Below are 18,872 nucleotides of genomic sequence, written 5' to 3' on the forward strand. Positions count from 1 at the left end.
CCCGTGGGGGTCAAAATGTTCAAATCATTCTTCGTTGCGCCTTGTACGGCGCTTTTCCTGTTGTTCGCGCCAATGGCCAGCGCCGCGGAGCCCATTGTGATCAAGTTCGCCCATGTGGTCGCGGACGACACGCCAAAGGGCAAGGGCGCCTTGCTGTTCCAGAAACTGGTTCGCGAGCGGCTCGCTGGCGCGGTGGAGGTCGAGGTCTATCCGAACTCGACGCTGGTTGGCGACGCCGATGAGATGCAGGCGCTGCTGGATAACAAGGTGCAGATGCTGGCGCCCTCGCTGTCCAAGTTCACCGAGTACTCACCGAAGCTGGAAGTCTTCGACCTGCCGTTTCTGTTCGATGACGAGGCGGCAGTGGCGCGCTTCCAGAAGCGCGAGATGAGCCGCGAGCTGCTGCGCTCGATGGCCCACCGTGGGATCTACGGTCTGGCTTATTGGAATAACGGCCTCAAACAGTTGTCGGCCAGCCAGCCATTGCGCAGCCCGGCGGACGCGGCGGGTCTGGCGTTCCGTATTCAGCCCTCATCGGTGCTCGAGGCGCAGTTCGCGGCAGTGGATGCCAAGACCATCCGGTTACCGTTTGCCGAAGTGGCAAAAGCCATGCAAAGCGGTACGGTGCAAGGCACTGAAGGCCCCTGGTCCAACATGCGCGGACAGAACGCGGGCATTAAACGGAGCTACGTCACCGAGACCAATCATGGCGTGCTCAATTACATGTTGGTGACTAACTCCAAATTCTGGACCAGCATTCCTTTTGCGGTGCGCTCCGAGCTGGAAAACATCCTGCTCGAAGTGACACAGACCGTGAATGCAGAAGCCGCGGCAATCAACCAGCGCGAGCGTGAACGCATTCTGGCCAGCGGCAGCAGCACGCTCGTTACGCTAACCGCCGAGCAGCGCCAGGCCTGGCGAGACAAGATGCAGCCGGTATGGAAATCCTTCGAGTCGCAGATCGGCGCCGACGTCATGCGCGCGGCGCTGACGGTCAATCGCCGCTAACGCGGTCTGCGCCGGCGTCCGTATGGAGGCGCCGATGCTTCAGCACTCCTGCCGAGCGCGCACTCATTCGCGCGCTCAACCAATGTGTCGTTTTGAGAGCTGGTTGGACTTTCTGGCCTTGTGCCACGCCCGGTGATCGCGAAGACTTCCGCTCGGTTGGTAAAGGCTCTAGCGCTCTGCTTTTCGCCAACCGCATTCCAATAAAGGCCAGCCGCCGACCGCCGCAGTCGAGATGATCTGGCCAACTCGAACTGAAAAAACGAACCGACCACGCCGCTGCGTGAGTCAGGCCTTATCGTTGTCGACTAACCACTCGAACGGTGCCCACAAGGTGTCGCTTCGGGCTTTTCCCGTTGGGGGGTAGATGTTCAAGTCTTGTGTCGCTGCGCTGGTCGCAGTTATGTGTGGGTTGAGTGCCTCGGTCATGGCGGCCGAAGGCGAGCCGTTCGTCATCAAGTTCGCTCACGTGGTGGCCGATGACACGCCCAAGGGCAAAGGGGCATTGCTGTTTCAGAAGCTGGTGCATGAGCGCCTGGGTGGCAAGGTCAAGGTCGAGGTCTATCCGAATTCGACATTGGTTGGCGATGCCGACGAGATGCAGGCGCTGCTGAACAACGACGTCCAGATCCTCGCGCCTTCGCTGTCCAAGTTCGGCAAGTACACGAACAAGTTGCAGGTCTTCGATCTGCCCTTCCTGTTCGATGACGAAGCGGCGGTTCAGCGCTTCCAGAAGCGCGAAATGAGCCGTGAATTGCTGCGCTCGATGGCCGACTCCGGCATCTATGGCCTGGCGTACTGGAACAACGGCCTTAAGCAGCTTTCCGCCACCAAGGCGTTGCATCTGCCCGAAGATGCCGCCGGATTGGCGTTTCGCGTACAGCCTTCGGCGGTACTGGAAGCGCAGTTCAACGCGGTTGGGGCCAAGCCGGTGGTGCTGCCTTTCGCCGAGGTGTACAAGTCGCTCCAGGCTGGCGTGGTCCAGGGCGCGGAGAACCCATGGTCGAACATTGCCAGCCAGAACATGCACAAGGTCCAGCCGTTCATCACCGAGAGCAATCACGGGGTGCTCAACTACATGCTGGTGACCAGTTCGAAGTTCTGGATGAGCATGCCCTTTGCGGTGCGCTCGGAACTCGAGGGCATCATTCTCGAAGTGACCCAGGCGGTGAACCGTGAGGCTGCGGCGCTGAACCAGCGTGACCGTGACCGCATCCTCGCCAGTGGCAGCAGCAAGCTGATCACACTCACGCCGGAGCAGCGTCAGGCCTGGCGCGAGAAGATGATGCCGGTGTGGCAGTCCTATGAAGCGCAAATCGGTGCAGACGTAATCCGCGCAGCACTGACGGTCAATCGCAAACGCTAACCTCGTGCCTTCCGCTCGCCGGCACTGCCGTGCGGCGAGCTCGGCGCACCCGCGCCGCTTCCGTTCCCCTTCTTTCCTCTCCTTGTGGCCTGTCCACGCCGGACGTTTGCCGCGGTGCATCAGCAGACTAACGCGTTGTCAAGCCCCGCCCCGCCGCCTGACGGTTCTAAGCTTGTCGATGCCGGTCCCTGAACGTTGGGCTTGATACCTGGCTGCTAGCATCATCTAGCAGGCGGAACCAGCCCGGTTGCAACAGGGGGCTTGTTCGTCCGTTGTGCGTGTGTTTCGAAGTGCCAACCAAGAATAAGGAGAACAGCAGGTGGCGACTAATCCTGGAAAGAACACGGCGTCGGCCGTGGAGAGTATCCCCGCCCCGACCGGGGCGGCCAACCTGATCGATACCGACTACGTCATCGGTCAGGACAACATCAAACGCAAGTTTTTCGACATTCATGGCAAGGTTTTCACTATCTCCGCCCTGACCATCGTGCTTTTCGTGGTCGTTACGCTCGCCCTGCGCAGCGATGTCGAGCCGCTGTTCACTGCGCTTCGCGACTGGCTGACCAGCAATCTGGCCTGGTTCTTTCTCGGCTCGGCGAACATTTTCGTCCTGCTGTGCCTGGGGCTGATCCTTTCGCCGTTGGGCAGGGTACGCCTGGGCGGCAGGGACGCGACCCCGGATTATTCCTACACGGGCTGGTTCTCCATGCTGTTCGCCGCCGGCATGGGCATCGGCCTGATGTTTTACGGCGTCGCCGAACCCATGTCGCATTTCTCCACGGCCATGGGGGGAACCACCGTCGAGAATGGCGTGCGAACCGACTGGGCTCCCCTGGGCGCCGCGGCGGGCGATGCCCAGGCTGCTGCCAGCCTGAGTATGGCTGCCACCATCTTCCACTGGGGCCTGCACCCCTGGGCAATCTACGCCATCGTGGCCTTGGCCTTGGCGCTGTTCTCCTTCAACAAGGGATTGCCGTTGAGCATCCGCTCGATCTTCTACCCGCTGCTCGGTGAGCGGGTGTGGGGTTGGCCGGGCCATATCATCGATATCCTGGCGGTGTTCGCGACCCTGTTCGGTTTGGCCACTTCGCTGGGCCTGGGTGCGCAACAGGCAGCGGCCGGTCTCGAGTTCCTGTTCGACATGCCCAATACGGACACCAGCAAGGTTCTGCTGGTAGCTGGTATCACCGTGATCGCCCTGATGTCGGTGCTGGCTGGCTTGGACAAGGGGGTCAAGCGCCTGTCGGAAATCAACATGGTGCTGGCCCTGTTGCTGCTGTTCTTCATCATCGTAGTCGGGCCGACCCTGGCGATCGTGACCGGCTTCTTCAGTAACTTGGGCAGCTACCTGACCAACTTGCCGGCACTGTCCAATCCGATCGGTCGCGACGACGCCAACTTCAGCCAGGGCTGGACAGCGTTTTACTGGGCCTGGTGGATCAGCTGGTCGCCCTTCGTCGGCATGTTCATCGCCCGGGTCAGCCGCGGCCGTACCGTACGTGAATTCCTGATCGCCGTGCTGCTGGTACCGTCGCTGGTATCGGTACTGTGGATGACCGCGTTCGGCGGCACGGCCCTCGGCCAGTTCGTCACCGATGGCTTCACCGGGGTGCAGGATGCGGCGCTGGAACTGAAACTGTTCGCCATGCTCGGCGAGCTGCCGCTGACGCAGATCAGCTCCTTTGTCGGAATCGTGCTGGTGGTGGTGTTCTTCGTCACCTCGTCGGACTCCGGTTCCCTGGTGATCGACACCATCACCGCCGGCGGCAAGGTCAACGCGCCGGTTCCGCAGCGGGCGTTCTGGGCCGTGTTGCAGGGAATCGTGGCCATTTCCTTGCTGCTCGGGGGCGGCCTGGTCGCGTTGCAAGCCATGGCGGTATCGACTGGTCTGCCGTTTACCATCGTGCTGCTGGTGGGCTGCGTGTCCATCGTCAAAGGTTTGATGAGTGAGCCGCGGTAGTTAACGGACGTATCCGGGGGTGCATGCCGATCAGGTGTGTACCCCAGTGTTCTACAAAGAAACGCGACCCATGGCGGTCGCGTTTTTTTAGTTCCAGAGATCGCCCACCGCCGTCGTCGGTGGATAGTGCCTGGCCGCCTGCGCCTGCAGCAGTTCGGCGGTGGCCAGGGCGTCGGTCAGGGCATGGTGTGCCTGGTACAGCGGCAAGCCGTAGCGCAGACGGCTGTCGGCCAGCCGGATCGATACCGGCCGCTGCTTGTCGATCAGACGGCGCAGCCAGCCGGGCCGGCGTCGGCGCGGATGCAGCCGTGCTTCAAGCTGCATGGTGTCGATCACCGGGAATTGCAGCCCTTCACCCAGCAGGTGGCGCACCGCTTGGTCTAGAAAACCCCGTTCGATGTTGCGGTAATGCACCACCACGATCTTGCCGGCCATGGCGGCGAGCAGCTCGTCGAGCACGGTGGCCAGTCGTGGCGCCTCGCTGATATCCGAATGGGTGATGTGATGGAAGGTGACCGATTGGCTGCTCAGCTCGCAAATCGGTTTGACCACCCAGTAACTGGCCTCGCGGCAGCGGATGCGGCGCAGGTCGAAGGGCACCAGGCCGAGACTGACGATCGAGTCGCGCTGACTGTCCAGGCCGGTGGTCTCGACATCCAACGCGAGCAAGGGCACCTGCTCCAGGGGCGTGTCGGCGCTGACCGTGCCGGCTTGGTAGAAGCGTACCAGGCGTGGATCGCGGGCCGTTTGCGCCAGTTGGGCGAACAGGCTTGGCCAATCGGGGGTTGGCGTATGGGCGTTACGCTTCATAGTGGTCGGCTTTGAGCTTGACCAGGGTAGCGGAAGCGCAGGAACTGCTGCGCATTGCTCAACACCTGGAAGGCCGACTTGAGGTTGTGTCGTTCGTTGGCTGACACCTTTTCCGGTTCTATGTAGTTATCCGGCTCGCGCCCCTCCAGCAGGTCCATGGCCTGATGACGGATGCGCACGATCGAGAGGAACTCCAGGGCATTGCGCAGCTGGGTGATGGCGTCTTCGGTCAACAGTTTGGTGGCGGCGATGGCGTCCAGGCGCTCCAGCGAGTTCTGGGCTTTGGAGCCGACGGCCAGGGCGTGTACCCGGATCAGGTCGGTCAGAGGCGCGGTGCCGCGGCCCTTGAGGTTGATGATGTTGTTCTGCTGGCCGTCCTTTTCCATCACGAAGGTGCGAAAGAAGCCCAGCGGTGGTGTGCGGTTGAGCGCGTTGCGTGCCAGGCTGGCGAGAAACAGCGGGTTGCTGCTGGCTTTCTGCGCAATCAGATCCTTGAGGCCTTCCACCAGGCTGGCCTCGCCGTAAACACTGTCGAGGTCGAAGAAGATCGAACTGTTGAGCAGGGTTTCCGGGTTGGGCTGCTCGATCCACTGGGTGAAATAACTTCTCCAGACCCTCAACGGCTGGCGCCACTTGGGGTTGCTGGCCATGATCCCACCCTTGCAGTAGCTGTAGCCGCAGGCAGCCAGACCGTCGCTGACGAAGCTCGCCAACTGGAGGAAATATTCGTCGTGGATTCGCGGGTCGAAGCGGTTGTCGATTACCAGGGCATTGTCCTGGTCGGTAACGATCAGCTGTTCGTCACGCGCCATGGATCCCAGGACCATGTAGCAGTAGGGCACCGGCGGTGGTCCCAGCCGTTCCTCGGCCAGTTCCAGCAGGCGATGGGTCAGGCTGCGGCCGATCCCTGACATGGCGCTGCCGATCATGTGCGCGGTGGCCTCTTCATTGACCATGCGCAGGAAGGTTGCGCGCAGGTCCGGCAGCAGGGCCTGCAGTTCGGCCACCGATTGCTTGTTGAAGATGCTGTTGACCAGATACAGGCTGCTTTGCGATTCGTACTTGATGATGTCCGACAGGTTGATCACCCCAACCGGGCGCTGGCGATGCATCACCGGCAGGTGATGGATGTTATGGCGCAGCATGCACAGCATCGCCTCGAATACCGAGTCGTCGGCCTGAATGGTGATCGGGTTGGGTGACATCACCTGGTCGACCGGGGTATCCAGTGCCAGGCCTTCGGCTAATACTCGAGTGCGCAGGTCGCGATCGGTGGTGATGCCGGTCATAATCTGGATGCTGGACGGCGCGGAAGCGGTCGCTGGTGGGCCCAGGATCACCAGCGAGGAGACCCCATGTTCGGTCATCACCTGCGCCGCCTCCTGCACGCTGGTGCCCAGCGGTACGCTGACGGTGCGCCGGGTGATCAGCTTGCGCACCTTGATCTTCATCAGCTCGCTGGCCTTGCCGTTCGGCTCTTCCGGCTTCAACCGCGACTGACCTTCGGCCTCGACGAAGTCGGCGAAGGCGTCATGCGCCTCGCACAGCTGTTCGAACAGCTGGCCGGGAATGAAGTAGATCAGGCTGTCTTCGATCGCCCGTGCCGGCAGGCGCACCCTGTGCCCGCGCAGCAGGCCGAACTGGCCAAACACCTCACCCTCGGACAGGCGGTTGTACAGCTCGCCGTTGCGCCGGTAGATTTCCACCGCGCCGCTGCGAATGTAGTGCAGGTCCTCGATCGGTTCGCCATAGCGGAGGATGTCGCTGCCGGCCTTGAAATAGCTGACCTCGACCTGCCGGGCGATTTCGTCGAGGGTGTCGTCCGGCAGTCCGTCGAAGGGGGCGAAGCGACTCAGGTGGTCGCGTATCTCTATCAGCTCGACCTGCATGCAAATCTCCTGGCAGCACGCTCACGCTATTGAATGCATTGAACCATAGCCGCGGCTCTCAGCGTCGGGGCGCGGTGGCGCGAGTCGTTGGCTGGCAGCTGCATGTCGTTCGGTGGCGCGCTCGGGTTCGTTTGAATGCTGGTGCGAGGAGATCCTGTCCTATGGCCGTCGTATGACGCGCAAATCAGAGCCGACGTGATGCGTGCGCTGACGGTCAACCGCAACCCTGCCCCTCACGCCATCCGCTCGCCGGCATAGCAGGTCGGCGAACTCGGCGCGCCACGCCGTTCCAGCTCTTCCTCCAGCCATTCGGCCAGTACTCGCGCGTTGTTCTGCTGCTCGTCGCGGGCGGCGTAGATCAGCGTCAGCGGGCCTTTAGTGGCGATGTCCAGTAGCGGCCACCAGTGCTCCGGGTGGCCCGCCAACTCTCGCCGGTAATCGTCTCGAAAGGTCTCGTATACCTTTTCGCCTGCCTTGAACGCGCGTCGCAGCTCGGTCGAGGGCGCCAGATCCTTGCGCCAGTCATCCAGCGCCAGCGCTTCCTTGCGCAGGTTTCGCGGCCAGAGCCGATCAACCAGCACACGATGTCCATCGTTGGGTTCCGGAGTCTCGTAGGCGCGTTTGCAGCGGATCATCGGCCGGCTCCATCAGCATGAAATATAAGGCGATCAAATAAGGGTTAAAAAAACTTATCGCTAGGTCGTTATAACCATATGGATGGGGGTAAAAAGTACATCACCTGTTTCAGGTGTTTGAAAAATAAAGAAATTAAAAGCGGCACGCTTCGTGATTGTCATCAAGGGAACGACACAACACCTTGAAGGAGCATCGCATGAAAAATCTAGTCGCTTTGGTTACCTGTGCAACCCTATTGTCCAGCTCGCTGGCTGTCGCTGATTCGGTGGTAACGGCGCAAGAGGACCGCGTCGTCGGCGGCGGTTTCGGCGGGCTCAGTGGATTCATGCTCGGGGCCGCTGCCGGTGGGCCAATCGGCGCGCTGGTCGGCGGTGGCTTGGGCTATTTTGCCGGGCAGGGCGTGCAGAAGGCGGCGGGGCTCGAACAGACGCTCTATGTTGTTGAGCACGAAGATGGCAGCCAATCACGCCTACGCAGTTCTCACAATGGCCTGGTCGCCGGGGAGCAGGTACAACGCGACGGCACGCTCATCAGCGCAGACAACCGCTAGGGCCCCGCAGCGCAGGTCTGCCGTTCTGATAGGCTGGCCGGCATCAGACGCGAAGGAGCCGAGATGAGCTACTCCTTGTTACACATCACGCATCTACTGGCGGCGATCTTCTTTATCGGCGCGCTGTTCGTCGAGGTCGCCGTGCTCGCCCGGGTGCGCCAGCAGATCGAGCCGGCGACCATGCAGACCGTCGACAAGGCGGTCAGTGCTCGCCTGCGGGTGGTGCTGCACTGGGTGGTGGTGTTCGTCTATGGCGCCGGCATCGGCCTGGCCTGGCATCACCGCCAAGCACTCGCCGATCCCTTCTCCAGCAGCTTCGCGACGTTGTTGTCGTTGAAAATCCTGCTGGCGATCGGGGTGTTCTTCACCTTCGGCCTGGTCGCGATGTTGCTGCGCAGCGGGCGCATGACGCCGGCGCGCTATCGGCGCGTTCATTGGGCAATATTTGCCCAGATGATTGGCATCGTGCTGCTGGCCAAGGGCATGTTCTACCTGCACTGGTAACGGGCCGCGGCCGCCCAGGCCGTTATCCCCAACGGGCCTCACTGCGGGCCTTCGGCTTGTGCCTGTTGTCGATCGGGCGGTTTATGCCAGTCGCGTCTCTACTGCATCGACACAGGGTCGGCGATGACCTCGGTCAATCCCCATGCGCTATCGGCTGGCGTGATTGTGGGCAGATTCAGCCGCTTTAGCCTTGTTTGTTTCGGCTCCCATCGCGCCTATCGTCAGCGCATCCCTGCCCGTCAGATCAACGAGGTATCCGATGAATTTCGCCTACAGCCCACGTGTTGAGGCCTTGCGCCAGCAGCTACTGGCCTTTATGGATGAGTACGTTGTGCCGCGTAACGGCGCCTGGCACATGGAGGTCGCCGCCGGAGCCTACCCGGTGTCGTTCATGGAGGATCTGAAGGCGCTGGCACGCTCTGAAGGGCTGTGGAATCTGTTCCTGCCTTCGCTCGGCGAGGACGAACCGGGCACGGGTCTGAGCAATCTCGAATACGCCCCGCTGGCCGAAATCATGGGCCGTGTGCATTGGGCATCGGAGGTGTTCAACTGCAACGCGCCGGACACCGGCAACATGGAGTTGCTGCACCTGTTCGCCACGCCGGCGCAGCGTGAGCGCTGGCTCAAGCCTCTGCTCGAGGGCGAGATCCGCTCGGCCTTCGCCATGACCGAGCCGGACGTGCCATCCTCCGATGCCACCAACATCCAGACACTGATCCGCCGCGACGGCGACGACTACGTGATCAACGGTCGCAAGTGGTTCATCACCAATGCCTCGCACCCCAACTGCAAGCTGCTCATCGTCATGGGCAAGACCGACCCGGACGCCGATACCCATCGGCAGCAGAGCATGATCCTGGTGCCGTTCGACACGCCCGGTGTCGAGCGAGTGCGCAATATCCCGGTGATGAACCACGTCGCGCCGGAAGGCCACTGCGAGCTGCTGCTGCGTAACGTGCGGGTGCCGGCCACCAACTTGCTGGGCCAGGAAGGGCAGGGCTTCATGATGGCCCAGGCTCGGCTCGGCCCAGGGCGCATCCATCATTGCATGCGCTCGATCGGCATGGCCGAGCTGGCGTTGGAGTTGATGGTCGAGCGCTGCCAGGAGCGCAAGGCGTTCGGCAGGTACCTGCAACAATATTCGAATATCAGCGACTGGATCGCCGAGTCGCGTATCGAGATCGAACAGGCGCGGCTGCTGGTGCTCAAGACCGCCTGGATGATCGACGAAGTCGGTGCCAAGGCAGCGCGCAAAGAGATCGCAATGATCAAAGCGCTGGTGCCGCGCATGCAGACGCGGGTAGTCGACCGCGCCATGCAGGTCTATGGCGGCATGGGGCTGACCCCCGATACGCCGCTGGCCGACATGTGGACCGCCGGCCGTGCCCTGCGCTTCGCCGACGGTCCGGATCAGGTGCACCTGCGCAGCATTGCGCGGATGGAGATCAAGGCCAGCGAAGCCACCCGCGGTGCGACCATGGTCTACCTCACCCCGCCCGGACGTCACGGCGTGTAGCTGGCTGGTGGGCTGAAGCGGAACGCCGCTCGGCCCATCCTACCGGGTGCGAATCCTTCATTCACGGTGAGCGCCAGACCGCCACGGTCAATGCTCGATGGTCATTGCGACTGAACCGCGAGCAGACCAGCTAACCGCTCTTGCTTCGGACGGGCGCGAGACTATCGGCGCTCCGCCAGATCCCGTCTCGTTGACATGGCTCAATGCAATCAGGGTTACCCGTGCAAGCTTGATCCGAGTCAAGGAGAGCGCCCGACCCACTCCCTACCATCGCTTCACATTCGATAAGTGAAGTGGGTAGGTCATGAAGTCCCGTCTATCTCTCGCAGTAGGTGCCAGGCGTGCATGGGGGCTTGGCTTCACCCTGCTGATGACGTTGATGTTGGGCGCCGTAACCCTCGAGGCCAAGGAATACGAAGCCGAACAGCAGCGACTCGAACAGTTCTTTCCTGGCACCAGCCTCTCCGCGCCCGAGGGCGACTATCAGGTGCGCACCATCCGCAAGGGTGACGAGGTGCTCGGTTACGCCTTCCAGACCATCAACGTGGTCGACATTCCGGCCTATTCCGGCAAGCCGATCAATATCCAGGTGCTGCTCGATCCGCAGGGCGTGATAGTCGACGCCTATGTGCTTGAGCACCACGAACCGATTCTGCTGGTGGGCATCCCGGTGGAGAAGCTCCACGCATTTACCGCCAAGTACCAGGGCATCAAGATCGATCAGCGGGTGGTCGTTGGCCATTCCAGTGACGAAAAGGCCGTCACCATCGATGCCGTGACCGGCGCCACGGTCACTGTGATGGTGGTCAACGAGATCGTCATGCGTGCCGGTCACGACGTCGCGGTATCGCTCGGGCTGGTCGAGGACAAGGGCGGCGCGACGCAGAAACCGGCCACGATTCGCCAGGATGACTATCAGCCGGCCAGTTGGAGCGAGCTCACCGGCAACGGCGCGATCCGCCGATTGCACCTGACCAAGGGCGACATCGACCAGGCGTTCAAGGGCACCGACGCCGAGGGCATCGACGAAGCCGCCCCGGAAGCTGCCAACGAGACCTTCATCGACCTCTATGCCGCCGAAATCAACCCGCCGACCATCGGCCGCAACCTGCTGGGCGACAGCCAGTACCAGTCGCTCATGGGAGCGCTGAAGCCGGGCGAGCATGCCGTCGCGGTGATGGCCAGCGGCGAATATTCCTTCAAGGGCTCGGGGTACGTGCGCGGTGGCATCTTCGATCGGGTGCAGCTGCGCCAGTTTGGCAATGTCATCAGCTTCCGCGACATGGACTTCCAGCGCCTCGATGACGTCTATGCCGAGGGCATGCCGGATTTCGGTGAAATGGCCGTGTTCATTGTCCGCCAGCACAGCGCCTTCGACCCCGGCTCACCCTGGACGCTGGAGCTGCTGGTGCGGCGCCAGACTGGCCCGGTCAGCGGCGTGTTCACCAGTTTCGAGCTGCCGTACCAGATGCCCGAGGCCTACCTCGATCGCCCGCAGCCGAGTGCCGAGGAACTGGCTGCGGCCGAGGAGGCCAGCCGGCCGATGTGGGTCAACATCTGGTACCAGAAGAGCTTCCAGATCGGCGTGATCCTGGTCGCCCTGGCGTTGCTGACCGTCATCCTTTTCCTGCAGGACACCTTTACCCGGCGCCCACGCTTCATGCACTGGCTGCGTCGCGGCTACCTGGTGTTCACCGTAGTGTTCATCGGCTGGTACGCCTTAGGGCAGCTGTCGGTGGTCAATGCGCTGACCTTCGTCCATGCGCTGTTTCAGGATTTTCGCTGGGAGCTGTTCCTCACCGACCCGGTGATCTTCATTCTCTGGACCTTCACCGCGGCGAGCATCCTGCTCTGGGGACGCGGTGTGTTCTGCGGCTGGCTGTGTCCCTTCGGTGCCCTGCAGGAGCTGATCAACGAGGCCGCGCGCAAGCTGAAGATCCCGCAGTACGAACTGCCGTTTGCCGTGCATGAGCGGCTCTGGGCGATCAAGTACATCGTGCTGCTGGTGCTGTTCGGCATCTCGCTCGAGTCGATGATGATGGCCGAGAAGGCCGCCGAGGTGGAGCCGTTCAAGACGGCCATCACCCTGCACTTCGATCGTCAGTGGTGGTTCGTCGCTTACGCGGTGGCGCTGCTGGTCATCAACGTTTTCACCCGCAAGGTGTACTGCCGCTACATCTGCCCGCTGGGCGCGGCGCTGGCGATCCCCACCAAGTTCCGCCTGTTCGATTGGCTCAAGCGACGCAAGGAATGCGGCAACCCCTGCCAGCTGTGCGCCAAGGAATGCGAAATCCAGGCGATTCATCCGGACGGCCACATCAATGCCAACGAGTGCCATTACTGCCTCGATTGCCAGATGACCTACCACAACGAAAACAAGTGCCCGCCGCTGATTCTGAAGAACAAGCGCACCAAGCGCGGCAAGAAGGCCCCTGCCGGCCCGACGCTGATTCCCGTAGTGCAAGTGATGGACCCCGCGAGCGAGGCGCCGTAGCGCGAAAGCTCGCAATGATCCTCTGACCAAAAGCTGTCCCCTAAGGAGCAATCTCATGAGCGACAAAGAAACCAAGAACCCCCAGGCGCTGGAGAAGAGTGGCCTCAGTCGCCGCGGCTTCCTCGGGGCCAGCGCCATGACCGGCGCGGTGGTAGCGGCTACGGCCCTGACCGGCGGCGTGATGACGCGCGAGTCGTGGGCGGCTGCGGTCAAGGAAGCGAAATCGAAGATCCACGTCGCGCCCGGTGAGCTCGACGATTACTACGGTTTCTGGAGCGGCGGCCACCAGGGCGAAGTACGCGTGGTGGGCGTGCCGTCGATGCGTGAGCTGATGCGTATCCCTGTGTTCAACGTCGATTCGGCCACTGGTTGGGGACTGACCAACGAAAGCCGCCACATCATGGGCGACAGCGCGAAATACCTGAACGGCGACTGCCACCATCCGCATATCTCGATGACCGATGGTAAGTACGACGGCAAATATCTGTTCATCAATGACAAGGCCAACAGCCGCGTCGCGCGGATCCGTCTGGACATCATGAAGTGCGACAAGATGCTCACCGTGCCCAACGTCCAGGCCATTCACGGCCTGCGTCTGCAAAAGGTGCCGCACACCAAGTACGTGTTCGCCAACGCCGAGTTCGTGATTCCGCACCCCAATGACGGCAGCAGTTTCGACCTGCAGGCCGAGAGCGCCTACACCCTGTTCAACGTCATCGATGCCGAGAAGATGGAGATGGCCTTCCAGGTCATCGTCGACGGTAATCTGGACAACACCGATGCCGACTACACCGGCAAGTATGCCGCCTCCACCTGCTACAACTCGGAAAAGGCCTACGACCTGGGCGGCATGATGCGCAACGAGCGCGACTGGGTCGTGGTGTACAACATTCCGCGCATCGAGGCCGCCATCAAGGCCGGCAAGTTCAGCACCATCGGTGATTCCAAGGTGCCGGTGGTCGACGGTCGCGCAGGCTCCGAGTTCACCCGCTACATTCCGGTGCCGAAGAACCCGCACGGCTGCAACACGTCCTCCGATGGCAAGTACTTCATCGCAGCCGGCAAGCTGTCGCCGACCGTCACCATGATCGAGATCGCCAAGCTCGATGACCTGTTCGATGGCAAGCTGAAGGATCCGCGCGATGTGGTCGCCGCCGAACCGGAACTGGGCCTCGGCCCGCTGCACACCACCTTCGACGGTCGCGGCAATGCCTACACCACGCTGTTCATCGACAGCCAGGTGGTCAAATGGAACATGGCCGACGCGGTGCGCGCCTACAACGGCGAGAAGGTCAACTACATCAAGCAGAAGCTCGATGTGCAGTATCAACCGGGCCACCTGCATGCCTCGCTGACCGAAACCAGCGAAGCCGACGGTCAATGGTTGGTGGCGCTGTGCAAGTTCTCCAAGGATCGCTTCCTCCCGACCGGGCCGCTGCACCCGGAAAACGACCAGCTGATCGACATTTCCGGCGACGAGATGAAACTGGTGCATGACGGCCCGACCTACGCCGAGCCGCACGACTGCATCCTTGCCCGTCGCGACCAGATCAAGACGCGCAAGATCTGGGAACGCAACGATCCATTCTTCGCGCCGACCGTCGAGATGGCGAAGAAGGACGGCATCACCCTGGAAACCGACAACAAGGTCATCCGCGACGGCAACAAGGTGCGCGTCTACATGACCTCGTCGGCACCGACCTATGGCCTGACCGAGTTCAACGTCAAGCAGGGCGACGAAGTCACCGTGGTCATCACCAATATCGACCAGATCGAGGACGTGTCCCACGGGTTCGTCATGACCAACCACGGCGCGAGCATGGAGATCAGCCCGCAGCAGACCTCGTCCATCACCTTCATTGCCGATAAGCCGGGCCTGCACTGGTACTACTGCAGCTGGTTCTGCCACGCGCTGCACATGGAAATGGTCGGCCGCATGCTGGTCGAGCCGGCGTAACACGACCGGGCGGGGGCGATCGCTCCCGCCTTTCACCTGCCTGGAAGCTGAAGAGGAACAACGCAGTGCTCAGATCTCAGGCGATATCCAGGCTTCAACCGCTGGCAGCGCTGCTGCTGGCACTGTTCTGCGGGGTGGCCGTGGCGGCCCCGCAACCCATCACCGTGCTGCCGTTACAGGCGGACGGCGAACAGCGCTGGCGCTTGCCCGCCGGTGAGTACAGCGGCTCGTTCAGTATCGACGAGTCGCTGCAGATCCGCTGCGAACCCGGTGCGGTCATCGACGCACAAGGCGAGGGCAACGCCCTGACCATCACCGCACCCGACGTCAGCGTCGAGGGCTGCGCCCTGCGCAATTGGGGGCACAACCTCACCGACCTCAATTCCGCCGTGTTCATCGGACCGAAGGCGCACGGCGCGGTGATCGAGGACAACCGGATGCAGGGCCCGGGCTCGGGCGTCTGGGTCGACTCCACCCACGACGTCAGCCTGATCGGCAACCGCATCCAGGGCGACCCGAACATCCGTTCGCAGGATCGCGGCAACGGCATCCACCTGTACGCCGTGAAGGGCGCGCAGGTGATCGGCAACCACGTGCGCGAAACCCGTGACGGCATCTACATCGACACCTCCAACGGCAACCTGCTGCAGAACAACGTGCTGGAGGATCTGCGCTACGGGGTGCACTACATGTTCGCCAATGACAACCGGGTGATCGGCAACATCACCCGTCGAACCCGTACCGGTTATGCGCTGATGCAGAGCCGCAAGCTGGAGGTCATCGGCAACCGCTCCGAGCAGGACGAGAACTACGGCATCCTGATGAACTACATCACCTATTCGACCATTCGCGACAATGTCGTCAGTGACGTGCGCAGCGGCTCGACCGGCGACAGCATGATCTCGGGCGCCGAGGGCAAGGCGCTGTTCATCTACAACTCCTTGTTCAACACCATCGCAGGCAACCGTTTCGAGAAAAGCGCGCTGGGCATCCACCTGACTGCGGGCTCGGAAGACAACCGCATCTCTGGCAATGCCTTTATCGACAATCAGCAGCAGGTCAAGTACGTGGCCACTCGCACTCAGGAATGGTCCATCGACGGCCGTGGCAACTACTGGAGCGACTACCTGGGCTGGGACCGCAACGATGATGGGCGGGGCGACGTAGCCTACGAGCCCAACGACAACGTCGATCGTCTGTTGTGGCTCTACCCGCAGGTGCGGTTGTTGATGAACAGCCCGAGCATCGAGGTGCTGCGCTGGGTTCAACGGGCCTTCCCGGTCATCAAGTCGCCTGGGGTGCAAGACAGCCATCCGTTGATGAAGCCGCCAACCGAACCATTGATGAGCAAAACGCAGGAGCCAACGCCATGAGCGCTGTAGATATCCAGGGCGTGAACCAGCGTTACGGAAGCATGACCGTGCTGCATGATCTGAACCTGACCCTCGGCGAGGGCGAGGTGCTGGGCCTGTTCGGCCACAACGGCGCCGGCAAGACCACCAGCATGAAGCTCATCCTCGGCCTGCTGATGCCCAGCGAAGGGCAGGTGCGGGTGCTGAGCCATGCGCCGAACGACCCGGCGGTGCGCCGCCAGCTCGGCTATCTGCCTGAGAACGTGACCTTCTACCCGCAGCTCAGCGGCCGCGAAACGCTCCGGCATTTCGCCCGATTGAAGAGCGCGCCGCTGAAACAGGTCGACGATCTGCTGGAGCAGGTGGGCCTCGCCCATGCGGCCGACCGGCGGGTCAAGACTTATTCCAAGGGCATGCGTCAGCGCCTCGGCCTGGCCCAGGCGCTGCTCGGCGAGCCGCGCCTGCTACTGCTCGACGAACCTACCGTGGGCCTTGATCCGATTGCCACCGGCGATCTGTATCAGCTGATCGACCGCCTGCGTCAGCGCGGCACCAGCATCATTCTCTGTTCGCACGTGCTGCCTGGCGTCGAGGCGCACATCAACCGCGCGGCAATCCTCGCTAAAGGCCGCTTGCAGGCGGTCGGCAGTCTGGCGCAATTGCGTGTCGAGGCGGGCCTGCCGGTGCGCATCCGTGCCAGCGGCATGGACAACGGCGCGGCCTGGGTCCAGCGCTGGGATGCGGCCGGTCACCCGGCCCGCACGCTGGGCGAGCGCAGCGTCGAGGTTTCCGCCATCAACGGCCACAAACTGCCATTGCTGCGCGAGCTGCTCGGCGAAGGCGAGCCGGATGACATCGAGATCCATCAGCCTTCGCTGGAGGACCTGTACCGCTATTACATGGAGCGCGCCGGCGACGTCCGGGCCTCGGAGGGCACGCTATGAACCAGGTCTGGAACATCGCGCGTAAGGAACTCAGCGACGGCCTGCGCAACCGCTGGCTGCTGGCGATCAGTCTGCTGTTCGCGGTGCTGGCGGTGGGCATCGCCTGGCTCGGCGCCGCGGCGTCCGGTCAGCTCGGCTTCACCTCGATCCCGGCCACGGTCGCCAGCCTGGCCAGTCTGGCGACTTTTCTGATGCCATTGATCGCACTGCTGCTGGCCTACGATGCCATCGTCGGCGAAGACGAGGGCGGCACCCTGATGCTGCTGCTGACCTATCCGCTGGGGCGCGGGCAGATTCTGCTCGGCAAGTTCGTCGGCCACGGCTTGATTCTGGCGTTGGCGGTGCTGATCGGCTTCGGCTGCGCGATGCTGGCCATCGCGGTGCTGGTCGACGACATCGAGATCGGCCTGCTGCTCTGGGCGTTCGGTCGCTTCATGGTGTCTTCGACGCTGCTTGGCTGGGTATTTCTGGCCATGGCCTATGTGCTGAGCAGCAAGGTCAGCGAGAAATCCAGTGCGGCCGGCTTGGCGCTCGGCGTGTGGTTTCTCTTCGTGCTGGTGTTCGATCTGGTCCTGCTGGCGCTGCTGGTGCTCAGCGAGGGCACCTTCAGCTCCGAGGCGCTGCCCTGGTTGCTGCTGCTCAACCCCGCCGACATCTACCGCCTGATCAATCTGTCCGGTTTCGAAGGTGGCAACGCCATGGGTGTGTTGTCGCTGGGCGGCGATCTGCCGCTACCGGGTGCCGCGCTCTGGCTATGCCTGCTGCTCTGGGTGGGCGTTTCGCTGCTACTGGCCTATGGCGTGTTCCGCCGCCGTTTGGCATGACTACGAGAAGGAAACTGTAACCATGAATGCGCTATACATCCGTTCGTCACGACTGCTGCTAACCGCGGCGCTGCTGTTGGGTTTGGCTGCCTGCAACGAGCCGGAGACCAACGAACAGGCGCTGGCGCCGGTGGCCTTCCATGCCAGCGATGAGTGCCACGTTTGCGGCATGGCGATCAGCGATTTCCCCGGCCCCAAGGGAGAGGCGGTGGAGAAGGGCAAGGTGAGGAAATTCTGTTCCACCGCGGAACTGCTCGGCTGGTGGTTGCAGCCGGAAAACCGCACGCTGCAGGCCAAGCTCTATGTTCACGACATGGGCCGCAGCAGTTGGGAGAAACCCGATGATCACTACCTGATCGATGCAACCAGCGCCTACTATGTGGCCGGTACGAAACTAAAGGGCGCGATGGGCGCGGTACTGGCGACCTTCGCCAAGGAAGCCGACGCACAGCGCCTGGCAGCCGAGCAAGGTGGGCGGGTGCTGCGCTTCGACGAGATCGACCAGGCTGTGCTGCAACCCCAAGCCACCATGTCCATGGACATGACCGATCATCAACAGGCCCACGGCGGCCACTGATCGGCCGTCGGCACCGGCCGATCAACACAACTTGAAACGAGGTATTTGCAATGATGGGTATCAGTATCTGGCAACTCCTGATCGTGCTGATGATCGTGGTCATGCTATTCGGCACCAAGCGCCTGCGCGGCCTGGGCTCCGACCTGGGCGGCGCGATCAGTGGCTTTCGCAAGTCAATGAACGACGGCGACAGCAGCGCCGCCGATGTGGTCAAGCACGAGCCGAAATAGCGTCGCAACCGACTGTCTTTGCGCTTTTCCTGTAGGAACCGCCCTCGGGGCGAGGCTTTTCGGCGCTGACTTGGCGCCATTCGCCGCGGGTCGCGGCTCCCACAGAAAAAGTGTGCGACCTGCACAACGCAGCGTCACGCACGGGCTCGATTTGTGGGAGCCCCGACCCGGGGCGAAGCTTTTCCGGTGCTGACTTGGCGCCATTCGCCGCGGGTCGCGGCTCCCACAGAAGAAGTGTGCGACCTGCACAACGCAGCG

At 62.3% G+C, this 18,872-nt stretch carries 16 protein-coding genes; 13 read left to right on the forward strand and 3 right to left on the reverse strand.

Going from position 1 to position 18,872, the window contains the following annotated elements; genetic code table 11:
• Positions 1-15 precede the first annotated feature (15 nt).
• The 3 genes from MCB86_RS07080 (at position 16) to MCB86_RS07090 (ending at position 4,331) form a co-directional block, all read left to right on the forward strand.
• The gene (locus MCB86_RS07080) at positions 16-1,008 is read left to right on the forward strand and encodes a TRAP transporter substrate-binding protein (protein ID WP_239610446.1); all 993 of its coding nucleotides are present in this window, start codon (positions 16-18) and stop codon (positions 1,006-1,008) included.
• A 364-nt stretch (positions 1,009-1,372) separates the two neighbouring features.
• The gene (locus MCB86_RS07085; protein WP_275589451.1) at positions 1,373-2,371 is read left to right on the forward strand and encodes a TRAP transporter substrate-binding protein; all 999 of its coding nucleotides are present in this window, start codon (positions 1,373-1,375) and stop codon (positions 2,369-2,371) included.
• A gap of 319 nt (positions 2,372-2,690) precedes the next feature.
• Positions 2,691-4,331: a BCCT family transporter gene (locus tag MCB86_RS07090; protein ID WP_045163627.1), complete on the forward strand. Its 1,641-nt coding sequence runs from the start codon at positions 2,691-2,693 to the stop codon at positions 4,329-4,331.
• 87 nt (positions 4,332-4,418) lie between these two features.
• Here MCB86_RS07090 and MCB86_RS07095 read toward each other — a convergent pair whose 3' ends face one another.
• From MCB86_RS07095 to MCB86_RS07105, 3 genes are all read right to left on the reverse strand, one after another.
• Entirely contained in the window at positions 4,419-5,141 is a 723-nt protein-coding gene (locus MCB86_RS07095) for a 3'-5' exonuclease (RefSeq protein WP_045163626.1), read from the reverse strand.
• The gene (locus MCB86_RS07100) at positions 5,138-7,030 is read right to left on the reverse strand and encodes a DUF294 nucleotidyltransferase-like domain-containing protein (protein WP_045163625.1); all 1,893 of its coding nucleotides are present in this window, start codon (positions 7,028-7,030) and stop codon (positions 5,138-5,140) included. The genes MCB86_RS07095 and MCB86_RS07100 overlap by 4 nt, the downstream gene beginning before the upstream one ends.
• Positions 7,031-7,263: 233 nt before the next feature.
• Complete coding sequence (locus MCB86_RS07105) at positions 7,264-7,665, reverse strand: DUF488 family protein (RefSeq protein WP_045163624.1); 402 nt, start codon at positions 7,663-7,665, stop codon at positions 7,264-7,266.
• Positions 7,666-7,862: 197 nt separating this feature from the next.
• Between MCB86_RS07105 and MCB86_RS07110 the strand changes: the two genes are divergently transcribed.
• From MCB86_RS07110 to tatA, 10 genes are all read left to right on the forward strand, one after another.
• Entirely contained in the window at positions 7,863-8,216 is a 354-nt protein-coding gene (locus tag MCB86_RS07110) for a hypothetical protein (RefSeq protein ID WP_239610447.1), read from the forward strand.
• A 63-nt stretch (positions 8,217-8,279) separates the two neighbouring features.
• Positions 8,280-8,720, forward strand: coding sequence for a membrane protein (locus MCB86_RS07115; RefSeq protein ID WP_045163622.1), 441 nt, complete (start codon positions 8,280-8,282; stop codon positions 8,718-8,720).
• 259 nt (positions 8,721-8,979) lie between these two features.
• On the forward strand, positions 8,980-10,236 hold the full coding sequence (locus tag MCB86_RS07120) for an acyl-CoA dehydrogenase family protein (RefSeq protein ID WP_045163621.1): 1,257 nt from the start codon (positions 8,980-8,982) through the stop codon (positions 10,234-10,236).
• A gap of 304 nt (positions 10,237-10,540) precedes the next feature.
• Positions 10,541-12,730, forward strand: a complete 2,190-nt coding sequence (locus MCB86_RS07125) for a NosR/NirI family protein (protein WP_239610448.1) — start codon at positions 10,541-10,543, stop codon at positions 12,728-12,730.
• 55 nt (positions 12,731-12,785) lie between these two features.
• Entirely contained in the window at positions 12,786-14,687 is a 1,902-nt protein-coding gene (gene nosZ / locus MCB86_RS07130; RefSeq protein WP_045163619.1) for a TAT-dependent nitrous-oxide reductase, read from the forward strand.
• Positions 14,688-14,752: 65 nt separating this feature from the next.
• The gene (locus MCB86_RS07135; protein WP_045163618.1) at positions 14,753-16,060 is read left to right on the forward strand and encodes a nitrous oxide reductase family maturation protein NosD; all 1,308 of its coding nucleotides are present in this window, start codon (positions 14,753-14,755) and stop codon (positions 16,058-16,060) included.
• The gene (locus MCB86_RS07140; RefSeq protein ID WP_239610449.1) at positions 16,057-16,983 is read left to right on the forward strand and encodes an ABC transporter ATP-binding protein; all 927 of its coding nucleotides are present in this window, start codon (positions 16,057-16,059) and stop codon (positions 16,981-16,983) included. Before MCB86_RS07135 ends, MCB86_RS07140 begins: the two co-directional genes overlap by 4 nt.
• Positions 16,980-17,807, forward strand: a complete 828-nt coding sequence (locus MCB86_RS07145; protein WP_239610450.1) for an ABC transporter permease subunit — start codon at positions 16,980-16,982, stop codon at positions 17,805-17,807. The genes MCB86_RS07140 and MCB86_RS07145 overlap by 4 nt, the downstream gene beginning before the upstream one ends.
• 22 nt (positions 17,808-17,829) lie before the next feature.
• Positions 17,830-18,384, forward strand: coding sequence for a nitrous oxide reductase accessory protein NosL (locus MCB86_RS07150; RefSeq protein ID WP_239610451.1), 555 nt, complete (start codon positions 17,830-17,832; stop codon positions 18,382-18,384).
• 53 nt (positions 18,385-18,437) lie between these two features.
• On the forward strand, positions 18,438-18,614 hold the full coding sequence (gene tatA / locus MCB86_RS07155) for a twin-arginine translocase TatA/TatE family subunit (RefSeq protein ID WP_239610554.1): 177 nt from the start codon (positions 18,438-18,440) through the stop codon (positions 18,612-18,614).
• Positions 18,615-18,872 lie beyond the last annotated feature (258 nt).

The organism is Pseudomonas sp. KSR10, from assembly GCF_022355455.1.
In the GTDB taxonomy this organism is placed as follows: Bacteria; Pseudomonadota; Gammaproteobacteria; order Pseudomonadales; family Pseudomonadaceae; genus Stutzerimonas; species Stutzerimonas stutzeri_E.

What these genes read in the sequence shown, in the direction of transcription:
- MCB86_RS07150 (WP_239610451.1), top strand. Translation starts at nt 17,830, where the DNA reads ATGAATGCGCTATACATCCGTTCGTCACGACTGCTGCTAACCGCGGCG.
- MCB86_RS07105 (WP_045163624.1), bottom strand. Translation starts at nt 7,665, where the DNA reads ATGATCCGCTGCAAACGCGCCTACGAGACTCCGGAACCCAACGATGGA.
- MCB86_RS07095 (WP_045163626.1), bottom strand. Translation starts at nt 5,141, where the DNA reads ATGAAGCGTAACGCCCATACGCCAACCCCCGATTGGCCAAGCCTGTTC.
- tatA (WP_239610554.1), top strand. Translation starts at nt 18,438, where the DNA reads ATGGGTATCAGTATCTGGCAACTCCTGATCGTGCTGATGATCGTGGTC.
- MCB86_RS07145 (WP_239610450.1), top strand. Translation starts at nt 16,980, where the DNA reads ATGAACCAGGTCTGGAACATCGCGCGTAAGGAACTCAGCGACGGCCTG.
- MCB86_RS07125 (WP_239610448.1), top strand. Translation starts at nt 10,541, where the DNA reads ATGAAGTCCCGTCTATCTCTCGCAGTAGGTGCCAGGCGTGCATGGGGG.
- MCB86_RS07085 (WP_275589451.1), top strand. Translation starts at nt 1,373, where the DNA reads ATGTTCAAGTCTTGTGTCGCTGCGCTGGTCGCAGTTATGTGTGGGTTG.
- MCB86_RS07100 (WP_045163625.1), bottom strand. Translation starts at nt 7,030, where the DNA reads ATGCAGGTCGAGCTGATAGAGATACGCGACCACCTGAGTCGCTTCGCC.
- MCB86_RS07110 (WP_239610447.1), top strand. Translation starts at nt 7,863, where the DNA reads ATGAAAAATCTAGTCGCTTTGGTTACCTGTGCAACCCTATTGTCCAGC.
- MCB86_RS07115 (WP_045163622.1), top strand. Translation starts at nt 8,280, where the DNA reads ATGAGCTACTCCTTGTTACACATCACGCATCTACTGGCGGCGATCTTC.
- MCB86_RS07140 (WP_239610449.1), top strand. Translation starts at nt 16,057, where the DNA reads ATGAGCGCTGTAGATATCCAGGGCGTGAACCAGCGTTACGGAAGCATG.
- nosZ (WP_045163619.1), top strand. Translation starts at nt 12,786, where the DNA reads ATGAGCGACAAAGAAACCAAGAACCCCCAGGCGCTGGAGAAGAGTGGC.
- MCB86_RS07120 (WP_045163621.1), top strand. Translation starts at nt 8,980, where the DNA reads ATGAATTTCGCCTACAGCCCACGTGTTGAGGCCTTGCGCCAGCAGCTA.
- MCB86_RS07080 (WP_239610446.1), top strand. Translation starts at nt 16, where the DNA reads ATGTTCAAATCATTCTTCGTTGCGCCTTGTACGGCGCTTTTCCTGTTG.